Raw genomic sequence first — 17,129 nt, forward strand, 5'->3', positions numbered from 1 at the left:
GTGAAGCATGTTACAAGATAAAGACCGCATCTTTACCAACATCTACGGCCTCAAGGACAAATCCCTGAAGGGCGCGATGAGCCGCGGCCATTGGGACGGCACCAAGCAGATCCTCGAAAAGGGCCGCGACTGGATCATCAACGAGATGAAGGCGTCGGGCCTTCGCGGTCGTGGCGGCGCCGGCTTCCCCACAGGCCTCAAATGGTCCTTCATGCCGAAGGAAAGCGACGGCCGTCCGCACTACCTCGTCGTCAACGCCGACGAATCCGAGCCCGGCACCTGCAAAGACCGCGACATCATGCGCCACGATCCGCATACGCTGATCGAAGGCTGCGTCGTCGCCAGCTTTGCGATGGGCGCCAATGCGGCCTACATCTATGTGCGCGGCGAATATATCCGCGAGCGTGAAGCGCTGCAGGCGGCGATCGACGAATGTTATGATTATGGCCTGCTCGGCAAGAACAACAAGCTCGGCTGGGACATGGACATCTTCGTCCATCACGGTGCCGGCGCCTACATCTGCGGCGAGGAAACCGCGCTGCTCGAAAGCCTCGAAGGCAAGAAGGGCCAGCCGCGTCTGAAGCCGCCGTTCCCGGCCAATATGGGTCTCTACGGCTGCCCGACGACGGTCAACAACGTCGAATCGATCGCTGTCGCGCCGACGATCCTGCGCCGCGGCGCCGGCTGGTTCTCGGCCATCGGCCGTCCGAACAATGTCGGCACCAAGCTGTTCATGCTCTCCGGCCACGTCAACAAGCCGTGCACCGTCGAAGAGGAAATGGGCATCACCTTCCGCGAACTGGTCGATCGCCATGCCGGCGGCATTCGCGGCGGCTGGGACAACCTGCTTGCCGTCATTCCGGGCGGCGCATCCTGCCCGATCGTTCCGGCCAAGGACATCATCGACTGCCCGATGGATTTCGACGGCCTGCGCGGCGTCGGCTCTTCCTTCGGCACGGCCGCCGCGATCGTCATGGACAAGTCCACCGACGTCATCAAGGCGATCGCCCGTATCTCCGCCTTCTTCAAGCATGAGAGCTGCGGCCAGTGCACGCCCTGCCGCGAAGGCACGGGCTGGATGTGGCGTGTGATGGAGCGCATGGCCAAGGGCAATGCCCAGAAGCGCGAAATCGACATGCTGTTCCAGGTGACAAAGCAGATTGAAGGTCACACCATCTGTGCGCTCGGCGATGCCGCCGCATGGCCGGTGCAGGGTCTGATCCGTAACTTCCGTCCCGAGATCGAAAAGCGCATCGACCAGTATACGGCAAGCGCGCTCGATCACGGCGCGGTTCTGGAGGCGGCTGAATAATCATGGCGGACATTGCATCCAAGGGTAGGAAAAAGGAAGAAGCCGCCGATTTCGCGGCGGGTTTCGGCCGTCTTGCCGCCGAGATGCTGGAAAATGCACAGGCAATGCCGGTGCATCCGCTGATGGCGCATCCGGCTGCAGCCTTTGCCGCCGCAACGGCGATCGGCTTCGGTTTCTCGACCCAAATGGCCGGTGCTTTCTTCGGGGCCTGGCAGAGCGCCCTGGAAACCACCAGCAAGGTCGCTGCCGCCCTCGATGACACGCCGCCGGACGAGCCGGCGCCCGATGTCGATATCCGGCCGGAGAATATTCGCTCGGAGGTCAAGGCTTTCACCAAGCCGCCGGCCGAGAAGAAGGCAAGGCCGACACTGACTGTGGTCAAGCCGGTCAGCGCGCCGATCCCAGCCAGCCAAACGAAGGCCAGCCAGCCTAAGCCGGCAGTGAAGGCAAAACCGGTTGCGCGGGCTGGAAAGGCCGACGATCTCAAGCTGATCGCCGGCATCGGCCCGAAGCTGGAGCAGGTGCTGAACGCCAAGGGCATTCGCAGCTTTGCCAAGATTGCCGCCTGGACCGACGAGGAAATCGCCAGGCTTGACGTCGAACTCGGCTTCAATGGCCGCATTGCGCGTGACGACTGGACCGGCCAGGCGAAGGTTCTGGCAGGACGGGGCCGCAGAAAGAAATGAACTGTCCGGCCGTGTCAATCGGCCGGAAAGATGGGCAGGTCGGCGGACGGGCGGGGGCCTCAAGATGCCGGTGCGGGTTCCGGATCTGGAATGCGCGACAGAGAATTTGGGCGACATCAGATGTCGGCAGGACGAAAGATCCGGCTTGGCAATGAGAGTGTTGCAAAAATAGGTTTGTTTGCCGTCATCAGGCAAACGGGAAACAGGACTGAGCGACGATGGCAAAACTGAGGATTGACGGCAACGAGATCGAAGTTCCGGATCATTTCACGCTATTGCAGGCGTGCGAGGATGCCGGTGCCGAGGTTCCGCGCTTCTGCTTCCACGAGCGTCTGTCGGTTGCCGGCAATTGCCGCATGTGCCTTGTCGAGGTGAAGGGCGGCCCGCCGAAGCCGCAGGCTTCCTGCGCCATGAGCGTGCGCGACATCCGCGGCGGCCCGAACGGCGAACTGCCCGAGGTCTTCACCAACACCCCGATGGTCAAGAAGGCCCGCGAAGGTGTGATGGAATTCCTGCTGATCAACCATCCGCTGGATTGCCCGATCTGCGACCAGGGCGGCGAATGCGACCTGCAGGACCAGGCGATGGCCTTCGGCATCGACACCTCGCGCTATCAGGAAGACAAGCGCGCCGTCGAGGACAAGTATATCGGCCCGCTCGTCAAGACGGTGATGAACCGCTGCATCCACTGCACGCGCTGCGTCCGCTTCACCACCGAGGTCGCCGGCATTTCCGAACTCGGCCTGATCGGCCGCGGCGAGGATGCCGAGATCACCACCTATCTCGAACAGGCGATGACCTCCGAGCTGCAGGGCAACGTCGTCGACCTTTGCCCGGTCGGCGCGCTCACCTCGAAGCCCTTCGCCTTTACCGCGCGCCCGTGGGAGCTGAACAAGACCGAATCGATCGACGTCATGGATGCCGTCGGTTCGGCGATCCGCGTCGACACCCGCGGCCGCGAAGTCATGCGCATCCTGCCGCGCGTCAATGAGGCGATCAATGAGGAGTGGATTTCCGACAAGAGCCGCTTCATCTGGGACGGCCTGAAGACCCAGCGCCTCGACCGGCCCTATGTTCGCCGCGATGGCCGCCTGCAGCCCGCCACCTGGGCCGAAGCCTTCGGCGCCATCAAGGCCGCCGTCGGCGTCACCTCGGGCGACAAGATCGGCGCGATATCAGGCGACCTCGCTTCCGTCGAGGAAATGTATGCGCTTTCCGAACTGGTGAAGTCGCTGGGGTCGGTCAATCTCGACTGTCGCCAGGATGGGGCGGCACTCGATCCGTCGCTCGGCCGCGCAAGCTACCTCTTCAACCCGAGCATATCGGGCATCGACCAGGCCGATGCGCTGTTGATAATCGGCGCCAATCCGCGCTTCGAGGCCGCCATCCTCAACGCCCGCATCCGCAAGCGCTGGCGTCGCGGCAAGTTCCCGATCGGGGTGATCGGCGAGCGTGCTGAACTGCGCTACAGCTATGATTACCTCGGCGGCGGTCCCGACACGCTGAAGGATCTGATCGACGGCACCCACGCCTTCGCGGACGTGCTGAAGAATGCCGCCAAGCCGATGATCATCATCGGCCAGGGCGCGCTGTCGCGCACCGATGGCGCCGGCGTACTCGCCAGTGCTGCCAAGCTCGCCGGCTCGGTCGGCGCAGTCGTCGAAGGCTGGAACGGCTTTGCCGTCCTCCATACCGCTGCCGCGCGTGTCGGCGGCCTCGATCTCGGCTTCGTGCCGGGCGCCAAGGGTGTCAATGCCGCCGAGATGCTGACGGCGATGGACGTGCTCTTCCTGCTCGGTGCAGACGAACTCGACTTCACCGCCAAGAAAGCCAAGCTCACCGTCTATATCGGCTCGCATGGCGATAATGGCGCGCACCATGCCGACGTCATCCTGCCGGCCGCAGCCTATACCGAAAAGTCCGGCACCTGGGTCAACACCGAAGGCCGCGTCCAGATGGGCAACCGCGCAGGTTTTGCGCCGGGTGACGCCCGCGAGGACTGGGCGATCATCCGTGCCCTTTCCGACGTGCTCGGCAAGAAGCTTCCATTCGATTCGCTCAGCGAATTGCGCGCCCGGCTCTATGCCGCTTTCCCGCATTTTGCCGCCATCGACGAGATCGCCGAAACCGATAGCGCCCAAATTGCCGCAGTTGCGAAAAAAGCCGGCAAGATGAACAAATCCGGGTTTGCGTCGCCGGTGAAAGACTTCTATTTGACGAACCCGATAGCGCGTGCCTCGGCTGTCATGGCGGAGTGCTCGGCATTGGCCCGCAACAACTTCAAAGTCGCGGCAGAGTAAGGGCAGGGGACTATGGATTCTTTCTTTTCGACCTATGTCTGGCCGGCGATCATCATGATCGGTCAGTCACTGCTGCTTCTCGTCTGCCTGCTCGTCTTCATCGCCTATGTGCTGCTCGCCGACCGCAAGATCTGGGCGGCCGTACAGTTGCGCCGCGGCCCGAACGTCGTCGGTCCTTTCGGCCTGTTCCAGTCCTTCGCCGACCTTTTGAAATTCGTCTTCAAGGAGCCGATCATTCCGGCCGGCGCCAACAAGGCGGTCTTCCTGCTTGCTCCGCTGGTGACGGTGCTTCTGGCGCTGTCCACCTGGGCGGTGGTACCGCTGGCCGACGGATGGGTGATCGCCAACATCAATGTCGGCATCCTCTATATTTTCGCGATTTCCTCGCTCGAAGTTTACGGCATCATTATGGGCGGCTGGGCTTCGAACTCGAAGTATCCGTTCCTCGGCGCGCTACGCTCGGCGGCACAGATGGTGTCCTATGAAGTCTCGATCGGCTTCGTCATCGTCACCGTGCTTCTCTGCGTCGGCTCGCTGAACCTGACCGATATCGTCAATGCGCAGCATACCGGCCTCGGCACCATGCTCGGCCTGCCGGCCTCGTTCCTCGACTGGCACTGGCTGTCGCTCTTCCCGATGTTCATCATCTTCTTCATTTCGGCACTTGCCGAGACGAACCGCCCGCCCTTCGACCTTCCGGAAGCTGAATCGGAACTCGTTGCCGGCTTCATGGTCGAATACGGCTCCTCGCCATACATGATGTTCATGCTCGGCGAATATGCGGCCGTCTGCCTGATGTGCGCGCTGACGACGATCCTCTTCCTCGGCGGCTGGCTGCCCCCGGTCGATATCTGGATCCTCAACTGGGTCCCCGGCATCATCTGGTTCACGCTGAAGGCTTGCTTCGTGTTCTTCATGTTCGCGATGGTCAAGGCCTTCGTTCCGCGCTACCGCTACGACCAGCTCATGCGCCTCGGCTGGAAGGTCTTCCTGCCGCTGTCACTCGCCATGGTCGTCATCGTTGCATTCGTGCTGAAACTGATGGGTTGGGCATGATCATGCCTGCTCTCGTTTTCGGCAAAATTGGAGGTTGAAGATGGCAAGCTTGTCCGGCTCCATCAGCTCGCTGTTTCTCAAGGAATTCGTCGGCGCGTTCTTTCTGTCGATGCGCTATTTCTTCCGCCAGAAGGCGACGATCAACTACCCCTTCGAAAAGGGTCCGGTTTCCCCGCGTTTCCGCGGCGAGCATGCTCTGCGCCGTTATCCGAACGGCGAGGAGCGCTGCATCGCCTGCAAGCTTTGCGAGGCGATCTGTCCTGCCCAGGCGATCACCATCGAGGCGGGTCCCCGCCGCAATGACGGTACGCGCCGCACGGTGCGCTACGATATCGACATGGTGAAGTGCATCTATTGCGGCTTCTGCCAGGAAGCCTGCCCGGTCGACGCGATCGTCGAAGGCCCGAATTTCGAATTTGCGACGGAAACCCGCGAAGAGCTCTATTTCGACAAGGCGCGGCTTCTGGACAACGGAGACCGGTGGGAGCGGGAAATCGCTCGCAACATCGCGATCGACTCGCCGTATCGCTGATTGAGATTTTGAAATGCCGTGGTGGAGCGCAGTTGCTCTTGTCGCGGTCAATATGCACAGGAGCTTTGCCGGTTAGCGCCAGCGAAAGCTCCATCGGGCAGGGAAACTCCCGGCTGCCCGGGGGAAGATGAAAAAGGCACCAACATGGGTCTGCAGGCTCTATTTTTCTATCTTTTCGCCTTTGTCGCGGTGGCGTCGGCGTTCATGGTCATCTGGGCGAAGAACCCGGTTCACTCGGTTCTCTTCCTGATCCTGGTGTTCTTCAATGCGGCTGGCCTCTTCCTGCTGCTCGGTGCCGAATTCCTGGCGATGATCCTGCTTGTCGTCTATGTCGGCGCCGTCGCCGTGCTCTTCCTCTTCGTGGTGATGATGCTCGATATCGACTTTACCGAACTGAGGGCCGGCGTTCTCGAATATGCGCCGATCGGCGGGCTGATCGGGGTGATCCTCGCAGCCGAACTGATCGTCGTCATCGGTGGCAGCGTCATCTCGCCGGAGATCGCCAAATCAGTCGCCATGCCGATCCCGGCGCTGAGCGAGCGCACCAATACCGCCGCTCTCGGCGACGTGCTCTACACCAACTACGTCTATTTCTTCCAGATCGCCGGTCTGGTGCTCCTGGTCGCCATGATCGGCGCGATCGTGCTGACATTGAGACACCGCACCAACATCAAGCGGCAGAATATTCCCAGGCAGGTTGCCCGTACGCCCGCCACCGCCGTCGAGGCGGTTTCGGTCAAGCCCGGGCAGGGCGTCTAAAGGCAGGTCAAGGAACAAAGAACATGGTCATCGGACTTTCCCACTACCTGACGGTCAGCGCCATCCTCTTCACGCTTGGCGTCTTCGGCATCTTCCTGAACCGGAAGAACGTCATCGTCATCCTGATGTCGATCGAACTGATCCTGCTTGCCGTCAACATCAACATGGTCGCCTTCTCCTCGTTCCTGAACGACATCGTCGGCCAGGTCTTCGCGCTGTTCATCCTGACGGTCGCGGCTGCCGAAGCGGCGATCGGTCTTGCAATTCTCGTTGTCTTCTACCGCAACCGCGGCTCGATCGCGGTCGAAGACGTCAATATGATGAAGGGCTGAGTGGCTCATGTTCCTCTATAAGGCTATCGTCTTTCTTCCCTTGATCGGTGCGATTGTCGCCGGCCTTTTCGGCCGCGCCATCGGCGCCAAGGCTTCGGAATATGTCACCAGCGGCCTGATGATCATCGCCGCCATCCTGTCCTGGGTCGTCTTCTTCACCGTCGGCATGGGTCATGCCGAAGGCGGCCCGATCAAGGTCGAGGTGCTGCGCTGGATCCAGTCCGGCGGCATCGACGTCTCCTGGTCGCTGCGTGTGGATACGCTGACCTCAGTGATGCTGATCGTCGTCAACACGGTCTCGACGCTGGTGCATGTCTATTCGATCGGCTACATGCATACCGATCCGCATCGCCCGCGCTTCTTCGCCTATCTCTCGCTCTTCACCTTCGCCATGCTGATGCTGGTGACAGCTGACAACCTTGCCCAGATGTTCTTCGGCTGGGAAGGCGTCGGTCTCGCCTCCTATCTGCTGATCGGCTTCTGGTTCAAGAAGCCGTCGGCGACGGCTGCGGCGATGAAGGCCTTCATCGTCAACCGCGTCGGCGACTTCGGCTTCGTGCTCGGCATTGCCGGTGTCTTCGTGCTGTTCGGCTCGATCAACCTCGACACGATCTTCGCCAATGCCTCGAACTTCGCCCCGCATGAAGGCGGCGAAGCGGGCGAGGTGATCCTCAATCTCTTCGGCATGCAGCTCGACAAGGCGCATGCGCTGACCGGCATCTGCCTGCTGCTCTTCATGGGCGCGATGGGCAAGTCGGCGCAGTTCCTGCTGCACACCTGGCTGCCGGACGCCATGGAAGGCCCGACCCCGGTCTCGGCCCTCATTCATGCCGCCACCATGGTCACCGCAGGCGTCTTTCTCGTCGCCCGCATGTCGCCGCTTTTCGAACTGTCGCCGGATGCGCTGGTTGTCGTCACCGTCATCGGCGCGATCACCGCCTTCTTCGCGGCAACAGTCGCTCTCGTGCAGAACGACATCAAGCGTGTCATCGCCTATTCCACCTGCTCTCAGCTCGGTTACATGTTCGTGGCACTCGGAGCCGGGGCGTATGGCGCGGCGATCTTCCATCTCTTCACGCACGCCTTCTTCAAGGCGCTGCTCTTCCTCTGCGCCGGCTCGGTCATCCATGCCGTCGATGGCGAGCAAGACATGCGCTACATGGGCGGCCTGTGGCCGCATATTAAAGTTACTGCCGTGCTGATGATCATCGGCACGCTGGCGATCACCGGTTTTGGCATTCCCTTCACGCCGATCGGTTTTGCCGGATTCTTCTCCAAGGACGTGATCATCGAGGCGACCTATGCATCGCATTCGCCGGTCGCGGGCTTCGCCTTCGCGTTGCTGGTCATCGCGGCTCTCTTTACGAGCTTCTATTCCTGGCGCCTGATCTTCATGACCTTCTTCGGCAAGCCGCGCGCTTCCCATGAGGTGATGCACCACGTCCACGAGTCGCCGCAGGTCATGCTGGTGCCGCTCTATCTCCTGGCGATCGGCGCGGTGCTTGCGGGCGTGATCTTCGAAGGCCGGTTCTACGGCGAGGAATATGCCGAGTTCTGGAAGGGTGCGCTCTTTACCGGCGCCGAGAACGAACTCGTCGAAGAGTTCCACCATGTTCCGGCGCTCGTCGGCTTGAGCCCCTTCATCGCCATGGTTCTCGGCTTCGTCACCGCCTGGTACATGTATATCCGCTCGCCGCAGACGCCGCGCATCCTCGCGCAGCAGCACCGCGTGCTCTACCAGTTCCTGTTGAACAAGTGGTATTTCGACGAACTCTATGACTTCCTCTTCGTCCGCACCGCCAAGGCACTCGGCCGCTTCCTGTGGAAGAAAGGTGATGTTGGCGTCATCGACACCTACGGCCCGAACGGCGTCGCCGCTCGCGTCGTCGCCGTCACCGATCGCGTGGTCCGCCTGCAGACCGGTTACCTCTATCACTACGCCTTCGCCATGCTGATCGGCATTGCGGCGCTCGTTACCTGGATGATGCTCGGGAGTTCCTTCTGATGACCGATTGGCCTATTCTTTCAACGGTCACCTTCCTGCCGCTCGTCGGCGTGGTGCTCCTGCTATTGATGAACGGCGAGAGCGAAACCGGCCGGAAGAACGTGCTGTGGATCTCGCTGATCACCACCGTCTTCACCTTCGTCGTTTCGCTCTTCATCTGGACCGGCTTTGACAATGCCAATCCGGGCTTCCAGATGCTCGAGAAGCATGACTGGCTCGGCACCGGCATCGGCTACCACGTCGGCGTCGACGGCATCTCGATGCTGTTCGTCATCCTGTCGACCTTCCTCATGCCCTTCTGTGTGCTGGCGAGCTGGCTCTCGATCGAGAAGCGCCTGAAGGAATACATGATCGCCTTCCTCATCCTCGAAACGATGATGATCGGCGTGTTCGTCTCGCTCGATATCGTGCTGTTCTACGTCTTCTTCGAGGCGGGCCTCATTCCGATGTTCCTGATCATCGGCGTCTGGGGCGGCAAGGACCGCGTCTATGCGAGCTACAAGTTCTTCCTCTATACGCTGCTCGGCTCGGTGCTGATGCTGCTCGCCATCATGGCGATGTACTGGCAGGCCGGCACGACGGATATCACTGCGCTGCTCGCCTACAAGTTCCCGCCGGCGCTGCAGACCTGGTTATGGCTTGCCTTCTTCGCCTCCTTCGCGGTCAAGATGCCGATGTGGCCGGTCCATACCTGGCTTCCCGATGCCCACGTTCAGGCGCCGACGGCAGGCTCGGTGATCCTGGCCGGCGTGCTGCTGAAGCTCGGCGGCTACGGTCTCATCCGTTTCTCGCTCGGCATGTTCCCGGTGGCATCCGATTATTTCGCGCCGCTCGTCTTCGCCATGTCCGTCATCGCCATCATCTATACTTCTCTGGTGGCGATGATGCAGGACGATATCAAGAAGCTGATCGCCTATTCCTCCGTGGCACACATGGGCTACGTGACCATGGGTATCTTTGCCGCCAACATGCAGGGCGTTCAGGGTTCGATCTTCCAGATGCTCTCGCACGGCATCGTCTCCGGCGCGCTCTTCCTCTGCGTCGGCGTCGTCTATGACCGTACCCACACCCGCGAGATCAACGCCTATGGCGGCCTCGTCAACAATATGCCGAAATATGCCGTGGCGATGATGGTCTTCACCATGGCCAATGTCGGGCTTCCCGGCACGTCGGGCTTCATCGGCGAATTCCTGACGCTGATCGGCGTCTTCCGCGTCAACACCTGGGTAGCGCTCTTTGCCGCCACCGGCGTCATCCTCTCGGCCGCCTACGCGCTCTGGCTTTATCGCCGGGTGATCTTCGGCGCGCTGGAGAAGGAGAAGCTGAAGGCGCTGCTCGATCTTTCACCACGCGAACAGTTGATCCTCTATCCGCTGGTTGCGCTGACCATCTTCTTCGGCGTTTATCCGGCTCCGGTCTTCGATGCGACAGCCGCCTCGGTGGATCTGCTGGTCAACAACTACACGGCCGCCGTGCACGCAGCGCAGAATGTTGCGCTGTCTATGAAATGATGACGGGACTTATTGGACATGACCGCTGAAACAATTCTCCTCAGTCTGCATCTTTCCGCGCCGGAGCTCATCCTCGCGGTCGGCGCCCTTGCCCTGTTGATGGTCGGCGTCTTCTCAGGCGAGCGGTCGGGCCTTGTCGTCACCGGCCTCGCCATCGTCCTGCTCCTGGCCTCCGGCCTGTGGCTGCTCTTCGTGCCGGCAGAAGGCCTTGCCTATGGCGGGGTCTACATGGCCGACGGCTTCTCGCGCTTCATGAAGCTGGTGGCGCTGATCGGTTCGCTGGTCGCCATGTTTATGTCGATCGGCCACGCCCGCGAAAATCAGCTCGACAAGTTCGAGTTCCCGGTTCTCCTGGTGCTTGCGACCCTCGGCATCCTGCTGATGATCTCGGCCAATGACTTGATCTCGCTTTATCTCGCGCTGGAACTGCAGTCGCTGGCGCTTTATGTCGTCGCCGCGATCAACCGTGACAGCCTGAAGTCGACCGAAGCCGGCCTGAAATATTTCGTCCTCGGCGCGCTTTCCTCCGGCATGCTGCTCTATGGCATGTCGCTGGTCTATGGTTTCACCGGCCACACCCACTTCTCCGAGATCGCCCAGGCGCTGTCCGTCGAGGGCGCGCGTTCGCTCGGCCTGATCTTCGGCCTGGTCTTCATCCTCGCCGGCATCGCCTTCAAGATCTCCGCCGTTCCCTTCCATATGTGGACACCGGATGTTTATGAAGGCGCGCCGACACCGGTCACCGCCTTCCTTGCCGCAGCACCCAAGGTCGCCGCCATGGCGATGATGACCCGCATCGTCATCACCGCCTTCCAGCCGGTTCTGGCGGACTGGCAGCAGGTTGTCGTCTTCATCTCAATCGCCTCGATGCTGCTCGGCTCGTTTGCCGCAATCGGCCAGAAGAACATCAAGCGGCTGATGGCCTATTCCTCGATCGGCCATATGGGTTATGCCCTGGTCGGCCTTGCCGCCGGCAACCAGACCGGCGTCACTGGTGTCATGCTTTACATGGTCATCTACATGGTCATGACGCTCGGCAGCTTTGCGATCATCATGTCGATGCGCCGCAAGGACGGCACCGTCGTCGAGAATGTCGACGATCTTGCCGGCCTCTCCACAACGAACCCGTTCATGGCCGTGGTGCTGACGGCGCTGATGTTCTCGCTCGCCGGCATCCCGCCGCTTGCCGGCTTCTTCGCGAAATACTTCGTCTTCGTTGCCGCCATCGAAGCCAAGCTCTATGCGCTTGCCATTATCGGCGTTCTCGCCTCGGTCGTCGGCGCTTACTATTATCTGCGTGTCATCAAGCTGATGTGGTTCGATGAGGCGACCGGGGAATTCGCCCGTGTCTCCGGTGCGCTGCGTCTGGTCTTCGGTCTCTCCGGTCTCTTCGTCACCGCCTATGTCCTCATCGGCGGCCCGATCGGCGGTGCGGCAGAGCTTGCCGCCGCGACGCTCTTTTGATGGCTTCCGACGGGCGGCGCCGGATGTCGCTCGGCGATTTCAGGCACGAGGCTCTGTCGGAAACATCGTCTACCAATAGCGAATGCCTCGCCCGGGCTCGGGCGGGCGATGGCGGTAATCTCTGGGTGACCGCCGAAAAGCAGACTGGCGGCCGCGGCCGCCGCGGCAGGCTCTGGGTTTCCGAGCGCGGCAATCTCTACGCTTCTCTTCTTCTGATCGACCCGGCCCCGATGGAGCGCCTTGGCTCCCTGCCGTTGGCGATCGCCGTTGCCGTGCATCAGGCGATCCGCAGGGTGCTGCCACTTGGTGCCGAACCGCTCGAGGTCAAATGGCCGAACGATATTCTCATCGGCCGAAAGAAGACCTGTGGCATTCTCGTCGAAGGCGAGGGGCTGCCGGACGGACGTTACGCGCTGATCGTCGGCATCGGCATCAATATCTCTGTGATGCCGGACAATCCGCTCTACCCCGTCACCTGTCTGCGCCAGCAGGGAAGTGCGGCTTCGCCGGAGGAACTCTTCGCGCACCTCTTCGCCACCACGGCGGAAGTGCTTGAAATATGGGACCAGGGCCGCGGCATCGGCGACATCACGGCACTCTGGCGCGCAATCGCCTGCGGCATCGGCGAAAAGATTACGGTCAATTTGCCGGACCGATCGATTTCCGGACAATTCGCCGGAATTGATGATAATGGCTTGTTGATGCTCGATACCGGCACTGGCAGGATAATGCCCATTGCTGCCGGTGATGTGTTTTTTGGATAGCGGAAAAAACGAAAATTATGGCGAAACAGGACGAACTGGTATTCCTGCCTCTGGGCGGCGTTGGCGAGATAGGCATGAATCTCGCTCTCTATGGCTACGGCCCGCCCGAGCATCGCCAGTGGATCATGGTCGATTGTGGCGTCACTTTTCCTGGGCCCGATCTGCCGGGTGTCGACCTCGTGCTGCCCGATATCCGCTTCCTCGCCAGCGAAAGAAAGAACCTCAAGGCGATCATCATCACCCATGCGCATGAAGACCATTATGGTGCGCTCGCCGACCTCTGGCCCGGTCTCAACGTGCCGGTCTATGCCTCTGGTTTTACCGCCGGTCTGCTCGAAGCCAAGCGCAATTTCGAGAAGGCTAAGATCGGCGAAGTGCCGGTGACGCCGTTCAAGGCCGGCGATACGATCAATGTCGGCCCCTTCAGCATCGAAGGCGTCGCCGTCAACCATTCGATCCCCGAGCCGATGTCGCTGATGATCCGCACGCCGGTCGGCAATGTCATCCATACCGGCGACTGGAAGATCGACCACGAGCCTTCGCTCGGGCCCCTGACCGACGAGACACGTTTCCGCCAGCTCGGCGACGAGGGCGTGCTGGCGCTGATGTGCGATTCCACCAATGCGCTGCGCGACGGTGTTTCGCCCTCCGAGAAGGACGTGTCCGAAAGCCTGCGCAAGATCATCGAGAATGCCGAGGGCAGGGTGGCGATTACCACCTTCTCGTCGAATGTCGGGCGTATCCGCACCGTTGCCGAGGCTGCCGAGGCGGCCGGCCGCGAAGTGCTGCTGCTCGGCAGTTCGCTGAAGCGCGTCGTCGACGTCGCCCAGGATATCGGCCTGATGGAAGGTGTGAAGCCTTTCATCTCCGAGGACGAATACGGCTATATCCCGCGCGATAAGGTCGTCGTCATCCTGACCGGCAGCCAGGGCGAGGCGCGGGCAGCCCTTGCCAAGCTCTCGCGCGACGAGATGCGCAATGTGGCGTTTGCGGCAGGCGATATCGTCGTCTTTTCCTCTCGCGCCATTCCCGGCAACGAGAAGGCGATCCAGGACATCAAGAACGGCCTCGTCGAGCAAGGTGTGCACATCATCACGGATACCGAGGCGCTGGTCCACGTTTCCGGCCATCCTCGCCGCAACGAGTTGCAGCGGATGTATGAGTGGACGCGACCGAAGATCGTCGTGCCGGTGCATGGCGAGGCAACGCATCTGACGGCGCACAAGGAACTTGCCGAGCAATCCGGCATCGCACTGGTGCCGCGGGTGCGCAACGGCGATATCCTGCGGCTGGCGCCCGGTCCGGTCGAGGTGATCGGCGAGGCACCGCATGGCCGGATCTATAAGGACGGCACGCTGATCGGCGATTTCGACGAGATGGGTATCGGCGAGCGTAAGAAGCTCTCCTATGTCGGCCATGTCGCGGTCAATGTCGTGCTCGACGCCCGCTATGACATCGTCGGCGAACCCGACCTCATTTCGATCGGCCTGCCGACCTACGATGACGAGGGCGAGGATATGGAGGATACGCTCTTCGACGCGGCGGTCAGCGCCATCGAGAGCATTCCGCGCGCCCGCCGCAAGGATATCGACATGCTGCAGGAGGCCGTGCGCCGCGCCATCCGCTCGGCCGCGAACAACACCTGGGGCAAGAAACCTCTTGTCACCGCTTTCGTCACCAAGGTCTGACCATGCTCGGCCGGGTCAACCATATCGCCATCGCCGTGCCCGATCTGGCCGCGGCGACGGCGGCCTATCGCGATACGCTGGGTGCTGCCGTATCGCAGCCGCAGGCCCTGCCAGAGCATGGCGTCACCGTTGTTTTCGTCGAATTGCCGAACACCAAGGTCGAGTTGCTGCAGCCGCTCGGGGTTGCCTCGCCGATCGCAGCCTTCCTCGAAAAGAACCCGTCCGGCGGCATGCACCACATCTGCTACGAGGTGGACGATATCCTTCTCGCCCGTGACCGGCTGGTAGAGGCGGGCGCAAGGGTGCTCGGCGACGGCCAGCCGAAGACCGGCGCCCATGGCAAGCCGGTGCTCTTTCTGCATCCCAAGGATTTCTTCGGCACGCTGATCGAACTCGAACAGGCCTGAGCCCTGCTGCGGCAGAGTGACCCGAAGACCGGCCAAAACCGTTCGTCCGCTTTGAGTGGTCGTCATTCCGCCGTATAAGGACGCGATACCGGCGCGACACCAACGGGAACCATAATGCTCCAGATCTTTCTTCAGGGATTTGCCGTCTACTTCATCATCTGGTGGATGACGCTTTTTGCCGTCCTGCCGGTCGGTCTGCGTACGCAGGCGGAAGACGATGATGTCGTGCTCGGCACCGTTCCGAGCGCGCCCACCCGGTTTCGCGCCGCCTTCGTGTTTTCGCTGACGACGCTGATTTCGGCCCTGGTCTATGGCCTCTGGTACGTCTGCGACACCTATTTCGGCTGGGGCTTCGACGCCCTGCCGCAACTCGGCCCTAGCTTCTATTGAATCGTGGCTTTTGCTCAAACTTTGGGCAGATGTAAGCTTATTGAATTCGAGTTTCGTCATACCAGCGTCATGCTGTTGCGGCAAAGAGCTCGCGTAACGGAATGAGCGCTATTCCCTTACGGAAGTCGGTCGGATTTCTGGATGGGACGGAGGTCGAAAAGCCAAAAAAAAACAAGGCTAAAAGCCTTGTTTTAAGTATCGCGTGATCTGTAACCGTTGCCGGGGCTGCGACGAGCGCGCCTAAGATCTGATCCTCCCAAGACTTGACCGCGAATTCGGCAAGAATTTAACTTCCTGCCTGTTTTGTGAGCTAAAACTAGCTCAAACATTGGGCTTTGTCATCAGCTTTTTTTGCATTTTTGCTACACTCTAGCAAAATTTTTCTGTTGACAAGATTTTCGTTCAAGTCCTTATAAACACGCGCTTTTTCACGCCCTTCCATTTTGTAGGTTCGAACATGCGCTTCCGGGAGGTTGCCGGCATCCGTTGCGGGTTTCCTTCCTGCCGCGAAGCGGCTATGAACGCTCCCACATCAACAATTGCCTTCGATTCCGCCTGCTGCGGGATCTCAACTGCTCCGGAATCCGCCATGCGTCTGTCCCGCTATTTCATGCCCATCCTCAAGGAAAACCCCAAGGAGGCGGAAATCGTCTCCCACCGGCTGATGCTGCGCGCCGGCATGATCCGCCAGCAGTCGCAGGGCATCTATTCCTGGCTGCCGCTGGGCAAGCGCGTGCTCGACAAGGTCAACGCCATTATCCGCGACGAGCAGAACCGCGCCGGCGCCATCGAGCTGTCGATGCCGACCCTGCAGTCGGCCGAACTCTGGCAGGAAAGCGGCCGCTACGACGCCTACGGCAAGGAGATGCTGCGCATCAAGGACCGCCAGGATCGGCCGATGCTCTATGGTCCCACCAATGAGGAGATGGTGACGGATATTTTCCGCTCTTCCGTCAAATCCTATAAGGACCTGCCGCTCAATCTCTATCACATCCAGCTGAAGTTCCGCGACGAGATCCGCCCGCGCTTCGGCACCATGCGCTCGCGCGAATTCATGATGAAGGATGCCTATTCCTTCGACCTGACGCGCGAAGGGGCGGAGCATTCCTATAACAAGATGTTCGCCGCCTACCTGCGCACCTTCGATCGGCTCGGCCTGCGCGCCATTCCGATGCGCGCCGACACCGGCCCGATCGGCGGCAAGCTCAGCCATGAGTTCATCATCCTTGCTGACACCGGTGAATCCGAAGTCTTCTGCCACAAGGATTTCGTCGATTTCGATATTCCTGGTGCACACACCGATTTCGACAGTGTCGAGGGACTGCAGGCGATCTTCGACAAATGGACCTCGCTCTATGCTGCGACCTCGGAAATGCACGACGAGGCGGCCTTCAACGCCGTTCCCGAGGGCGACCGCCTGTCGGCGCGCGGTATCGAGGTCGGCCATATCTTCTATTTCGGCACGAAATATTCCGAGCCGATGGGTGCGAAAGTGCAGGGACCTGATGGCAAGGAACACTTCGTTCACATGGGTTCCTACGGTATCGGCCCGACACGCCTTGTTCCCGCCATCATCGAAGCATCGCATGACGACAACGGAATCATCTGGCCGGCATCGGTCGCGCCCTTCGATATCGTTGTGATCAACATGAAGGCGGGCGATCAGGCCTGTGACGATACCTGCGAGCTGATCTATGCCGCGCTGACCAAGGCCGGCAAGGATGTGCTCTACGACGATACCGACGATCGGGCCGGTACGAAATTCGCGACCGCCGACCTGATCGGTGTGCCCGTCCAGATCATCGCCGGCCCGCGCGCGGTCGCCAACGGCGAAGTTGAAGTGAAGGACCGCAAGACCGGCGCCCGCGAAACGATGACCATCGAAGCGGCGATCAACCGGTTCGTGGCTTAAGGAAACGGAGG

16 protein-coding genes are annotated in these 17,129 nt (G+C 60.9%); 15 read left to right on the forward strand and 1 reads right to left on the reverse strand.

All coding sequences use genetic code 11. The features are described 5' to 3' along the window. The first annotated feature begins 7 nt into the window (after window positions 1-7). From nuoF to J3P73_RS09620, 14 genes are all read left to right on the forward strand, one after another. Window positions 8-1,312 carry an NADH-quinone oxidoreductase subunit NuoF gene (nuoF, locus tag J3P73_RS09555; protein WP_003558451.1) on the forward strand — a complete coding sequence of 435 codons (1,305 nt, stop codon included), beginning with the start codon at window positions 8-10 and terminating at the stop codon, window positions 1,310-1,312. Between the two features lie 2 nt (window positions 1,313-1,314). Then, window positions 1,315-1,998, forward strand: a complete 684-nt coding sequence (locus tag J3P73_RS09560; RefSeq protein ID WP_075224180.1) for an NADH-quinone oxidoreductase subunit E — start codon at window positions 1,315-1,317, stop codon at window positions 1,996-1,998. Between the two features lie 218 nt (window positions 1,999-2,216). Continuing rightward, window positions 2,217-4,298: an NADH-quinone oxidoreductase subunit NuoG gene (nuoG, locus tag J3P73_RS09565; protein ID WP_130691026.1), complete on the forward strand. Its 2,082-nt coding sequence runs from the start codon at window positions 2,217-2,219 to the stop codon at window positions 4,296-4,298. A 12-nt stretch (window positions 4,299-4,310) separates the two neighbouring features. Beyond that, window positions 4,311-5,354 carry an NADH-quinone oxidoreductase subunit NuoH gene (nuoH, locus tag J3P73_RS09570; RefSeq protein WP_003547383.1) on the forward strand — a complete coding sequence of 348 codons (1,044 nt, stop codon included), beginning with the start codon at window positions 4,311-4,313 and terminating at the stop codon, window positions 5,352-5,354. A gap of 40 nt (window positions 5,355-5,394) precedes the next feature. Beyond that, window positions 5,395-5,886, forward strand: coding sequence for an NADH-quinone oxidoreductase subunit NuoI (gene nuoI / locus J3P73_RS09575; protein WP_003547385.1), 492 nt, complete (start codon window positions 5,395-5,397; stop codon window positions 5,884-5,886). Between the two features lie 144 nt (window positions 5,887-6,030). Continuing rightward, on the forward strand, window positions 6,031-6,645 hold the full coding sequence (locus J3P73_RS09580) for an NADH-quinone oxidoreductase subunit J (RefSeq protein ID WP_207579902.1): 615 nt from the start codon (window positions 6,031-6,033) through the stop codon (window positions 6,643-6,645). 23 nt (window positions 6,646-6,668) lie between these two features. Further along, on the forward strand, window positions 6,669-6,977 hold the full coding sequence (gene nuoK, locus J3P73_RS09585) for an NADH-quinone oxidoreductase subunit NuoK (RefSeq protein ID WP_003547388.1): 309 nt from the start codon (window positions 6,669-6,671) through the stop codon (window positions 6,975-6,977). Between the two features lie 7 nt (window positions 6,978-6,984). Next, window positions 6,985-8,982 carry an NADH-quinone oxidoreductase subunit L gene (gene nuoL / locus J3P73_RS09590; RefSeq protein ID WP_130661359.1) on the forward strand — a complete coding sequence of 666 codons (1,998 nt, stop codon included), beginning with the start codon at window positions 6,985-6,987 and terminating at the stop codon, window positions 8,980-8,982. Further along, window positions 8,982-10,493 carry an NADH-quinone oxidoreductase subunit M gene (locus J3P73_RS09595; RefSeq protein ID WP_018069471.1) on the forward strand — a complete coding sequence of 504 codons (1,512 nt, stop codon included), beginning with the start codon at window positions 8,982-8,984 and terminating at the stop codon, window positions 10,491-10,493. Before nuoL ends, J3P73_RS09595 begins: the two co-directional genes overlap by 1 nt. 18 nt (window positions 10,494-10,511) lie before the next feature. After that, on the forward strand, window positions 10,512-11,957 hold the full coding sequence (gene nuoN / locus J3P73_RS09600; protein WP_130691024.1) for an NADH-quinone oxidoreductase subunit NuoN: 1,446 nt from the start codon (window positions 10,512-10,514) through the stop codon (window positions 11,955-11,957). Beyond that, window positions 11,957-12,721, forward strand: coding sequence for a biotin--[acetyl-CoA-carboxylase] ligase (locus tag J3P73_RS09605; protein ID WP_130655189.1), 765 nt, complete (start codon window positions 11,957-11,959; stop codon window positions 12,719-12,721). Before nuoN ends, J3P73_RS09605 begins: the two co-directional genes overlap by 1 nt. Before the next feature lie 17 nt (window positions 12,722-12,738). Beyond that, window positions 12,739-14,409, forward strand: a complete 1,671-nt coding sequence (locus J3P73_RS09610; protein WP_018069474.1) for a ribonuclease J — start codon at window positions 12,739-12,741, stop codon at window positions 14,407-14,409. A 2-nt stretch (window positions 14,410-14,411) separates the two neighbouring features. Beyond that, complete coding sequence (mce, locus tag J3P73_RS09615; RefSeq protein WP_018069475.1) at window positions 14,412-14,816, forward strand: methylmalonyl-CoA epimerase; 405 nt, start codon at window positions 14,412-14,414, stop codon at window positions 14,814-14,816. A gap of 114 nt (window positions 14,817-14,930) precedes the next feature. Then, window positions 14,931-15,206: a DUF1467 family protein gene (locus tag J3P73_RS09620; RefSeq protein ID WP_018069476.1), complete on the forward strand. Its 276-nt coding sequence runs from the start codon at window positions 14,931-14,933 to the stop codon at window positions 15,204-15,206. 402 nt (window positions 15,207-15,608) lie between these two features. Here J3P73_RS09620 and J3P73_RS09630 read toward each other — a convergent pair whose 3' ends face one another. Beyond that, window positions 15,609-15,797 (reverse strand): hypothetical protein, encoded by a 189-nt coding sequence (locus J3P73_RS09630; protein WP_018069477.1) that lies wholly within the window; start codon window positions 15,795-15,797, stop codon window positions 15,609-15,611. Between J3P73_RS09630 and proS the strand changes: the two genes are divergently transcribed. Then, window positions 15,796-17,118: a proline--tRNA ligase gene (proS, locus tag J3P73_RS09635; RefSeq protein WP_012756974.1), complete on the forward strand. Its 1,323-nt coding sequence runs from the start codon at window positions 15,796-15,798 to the stop codon at window positions 17,116-17,118. The two genes, J3P73_RS09630 and proS, sit on opposite strands and share 2 nt — an antisense overlap. Window positions 17,119-17,129 lie beyond the last annotated feature (11 nt).

This window comes from Rhizobium ruizarguesonis (genome assembly GCF_017357285.1).
Classification (GTDB): Bacteria; Pseudomonadota; Alphaproteobacteria; order Rhizobiales; family Rhizobiaceae; genus Rhizobium; species Rhizobium ruizarguesonis.

What these genes read in the sequence shown, in the direction of transcription:
- proS (WP_012756974.1), top strand. Translation starts at nt 15,796, where the DNA reads ATGCGTCTGTCCCGCTATTTCATGCCCATCCTCAAGGAAAACCCCAAG.
- nuoL (WP_130661359.1), top strand. Translation starts at nt 6,985, where the DNA reads ATGTTCCTCTATAAGGCTATCGTCTTTCTTCCCTTGATCGGTGCGATT.
- J3P73_RS09595 (WP_018069471.1), top strand. Translation starts at nt 8,982, where the DNA reads ATGACCGATTGGCCTATTCTTTCAACGGTCACCTTCCTGCCGCTCGTC.
- nuoK (WP_003547388.1), top strand. Translation starts at nt 6,669, where the DNA reads ATGGTCATCGGACTTTCCCACTACCTGACGGTCAGCGCCATCCTCTTC.
- J3P73_RS09620 (WP_018069476.1), top strand. Translation starts at nt 14,931, where the DNA reads ATGCTCCAGATCTTTCTTCAGGGATTTGCCGTCTACTTCATCATCTGG.
- J3P73_RS09560 (WP_075224180.1), top strand. Translation starts at nt 1,315, where the DNA reads ATGGCGGACATTGCATCCAAGGGTAGGAAAAAGGAAGAAGCCGCCGAT.
- J3P73_RS09580 (WP_207579902.1), top strand. Translation starts at nt 6,031, where the DNA reads ATGGGTCTGCAGGCTCTATTTTTCTATCTTTTCGCCTTTGTCGCGGTG.
- nuoF (WP_003558451.1), top strand. Translation starts at nt 8, where the DNA reads ATGTTACAAGATAAAGACCGCATCTTTACCAACATCTACGGCCTCAAG.
- nuoH (WP_003547383.1), top strand. Translation starts at nt 4,311, where the DNA reads ATGGATTCTTTCTTTTCGACCTATGTCTGGCCGGCGATCATCATGATC.
- J3P73_RS09605 (WP_130655189.1), top strand. Translation starts at nt 11,957, where the DNA reads ATGGCTTCCGACGGGCGGCGCCGGATGTCGCTCGGCGATTTCAGGCAC.
- nuoN (WP_130691024.1), top strand. Translation starts at nt 10,512, where the DNA reads ATGACCGCTGAAACAATTCTCCTCAGTCTGCATCTTTCCGCGCCGGAG.
- nuoI (WP_003547385.1), top strand. Translation starts at nt 5,395, where the DNA reads ATGGCAAGCTTGTCCGGCTCCATCAGCTCGCTGTTTCTCAAGGAATTC.
- mce (WP_018069475.1), top strand. Translation starts at nt 14,412, where the DNA reads ATGCTCGGCCGGGTCAACCATATCGCCATCGCCGTGCCCGATCTGGCC.
- J3P73_RS09610 (WP_018069474.1), top strand. Translation starts at nt 12,739, where the DNA reads ATGGCGAAACAGGACGAACTGGTATTCCTGCCTCTGGGCGGCGTTGGC.
- nuoG (WP_130691026.1), top strand. Translation starts at nt 2,217, where the DNA reads ATGGCAAAACTGAGGATTGACGGCAACGAGATCGAAGTTCCGGATCAT.
- J3P73_RS09630 (WP_018069477.1), bottom strand. Translation starts at nt 15,797, where the DNA reads ATGGCGGATTCCGGAGCAGTTGAGATCCCGCAGCAGGCGGAATCGAAG.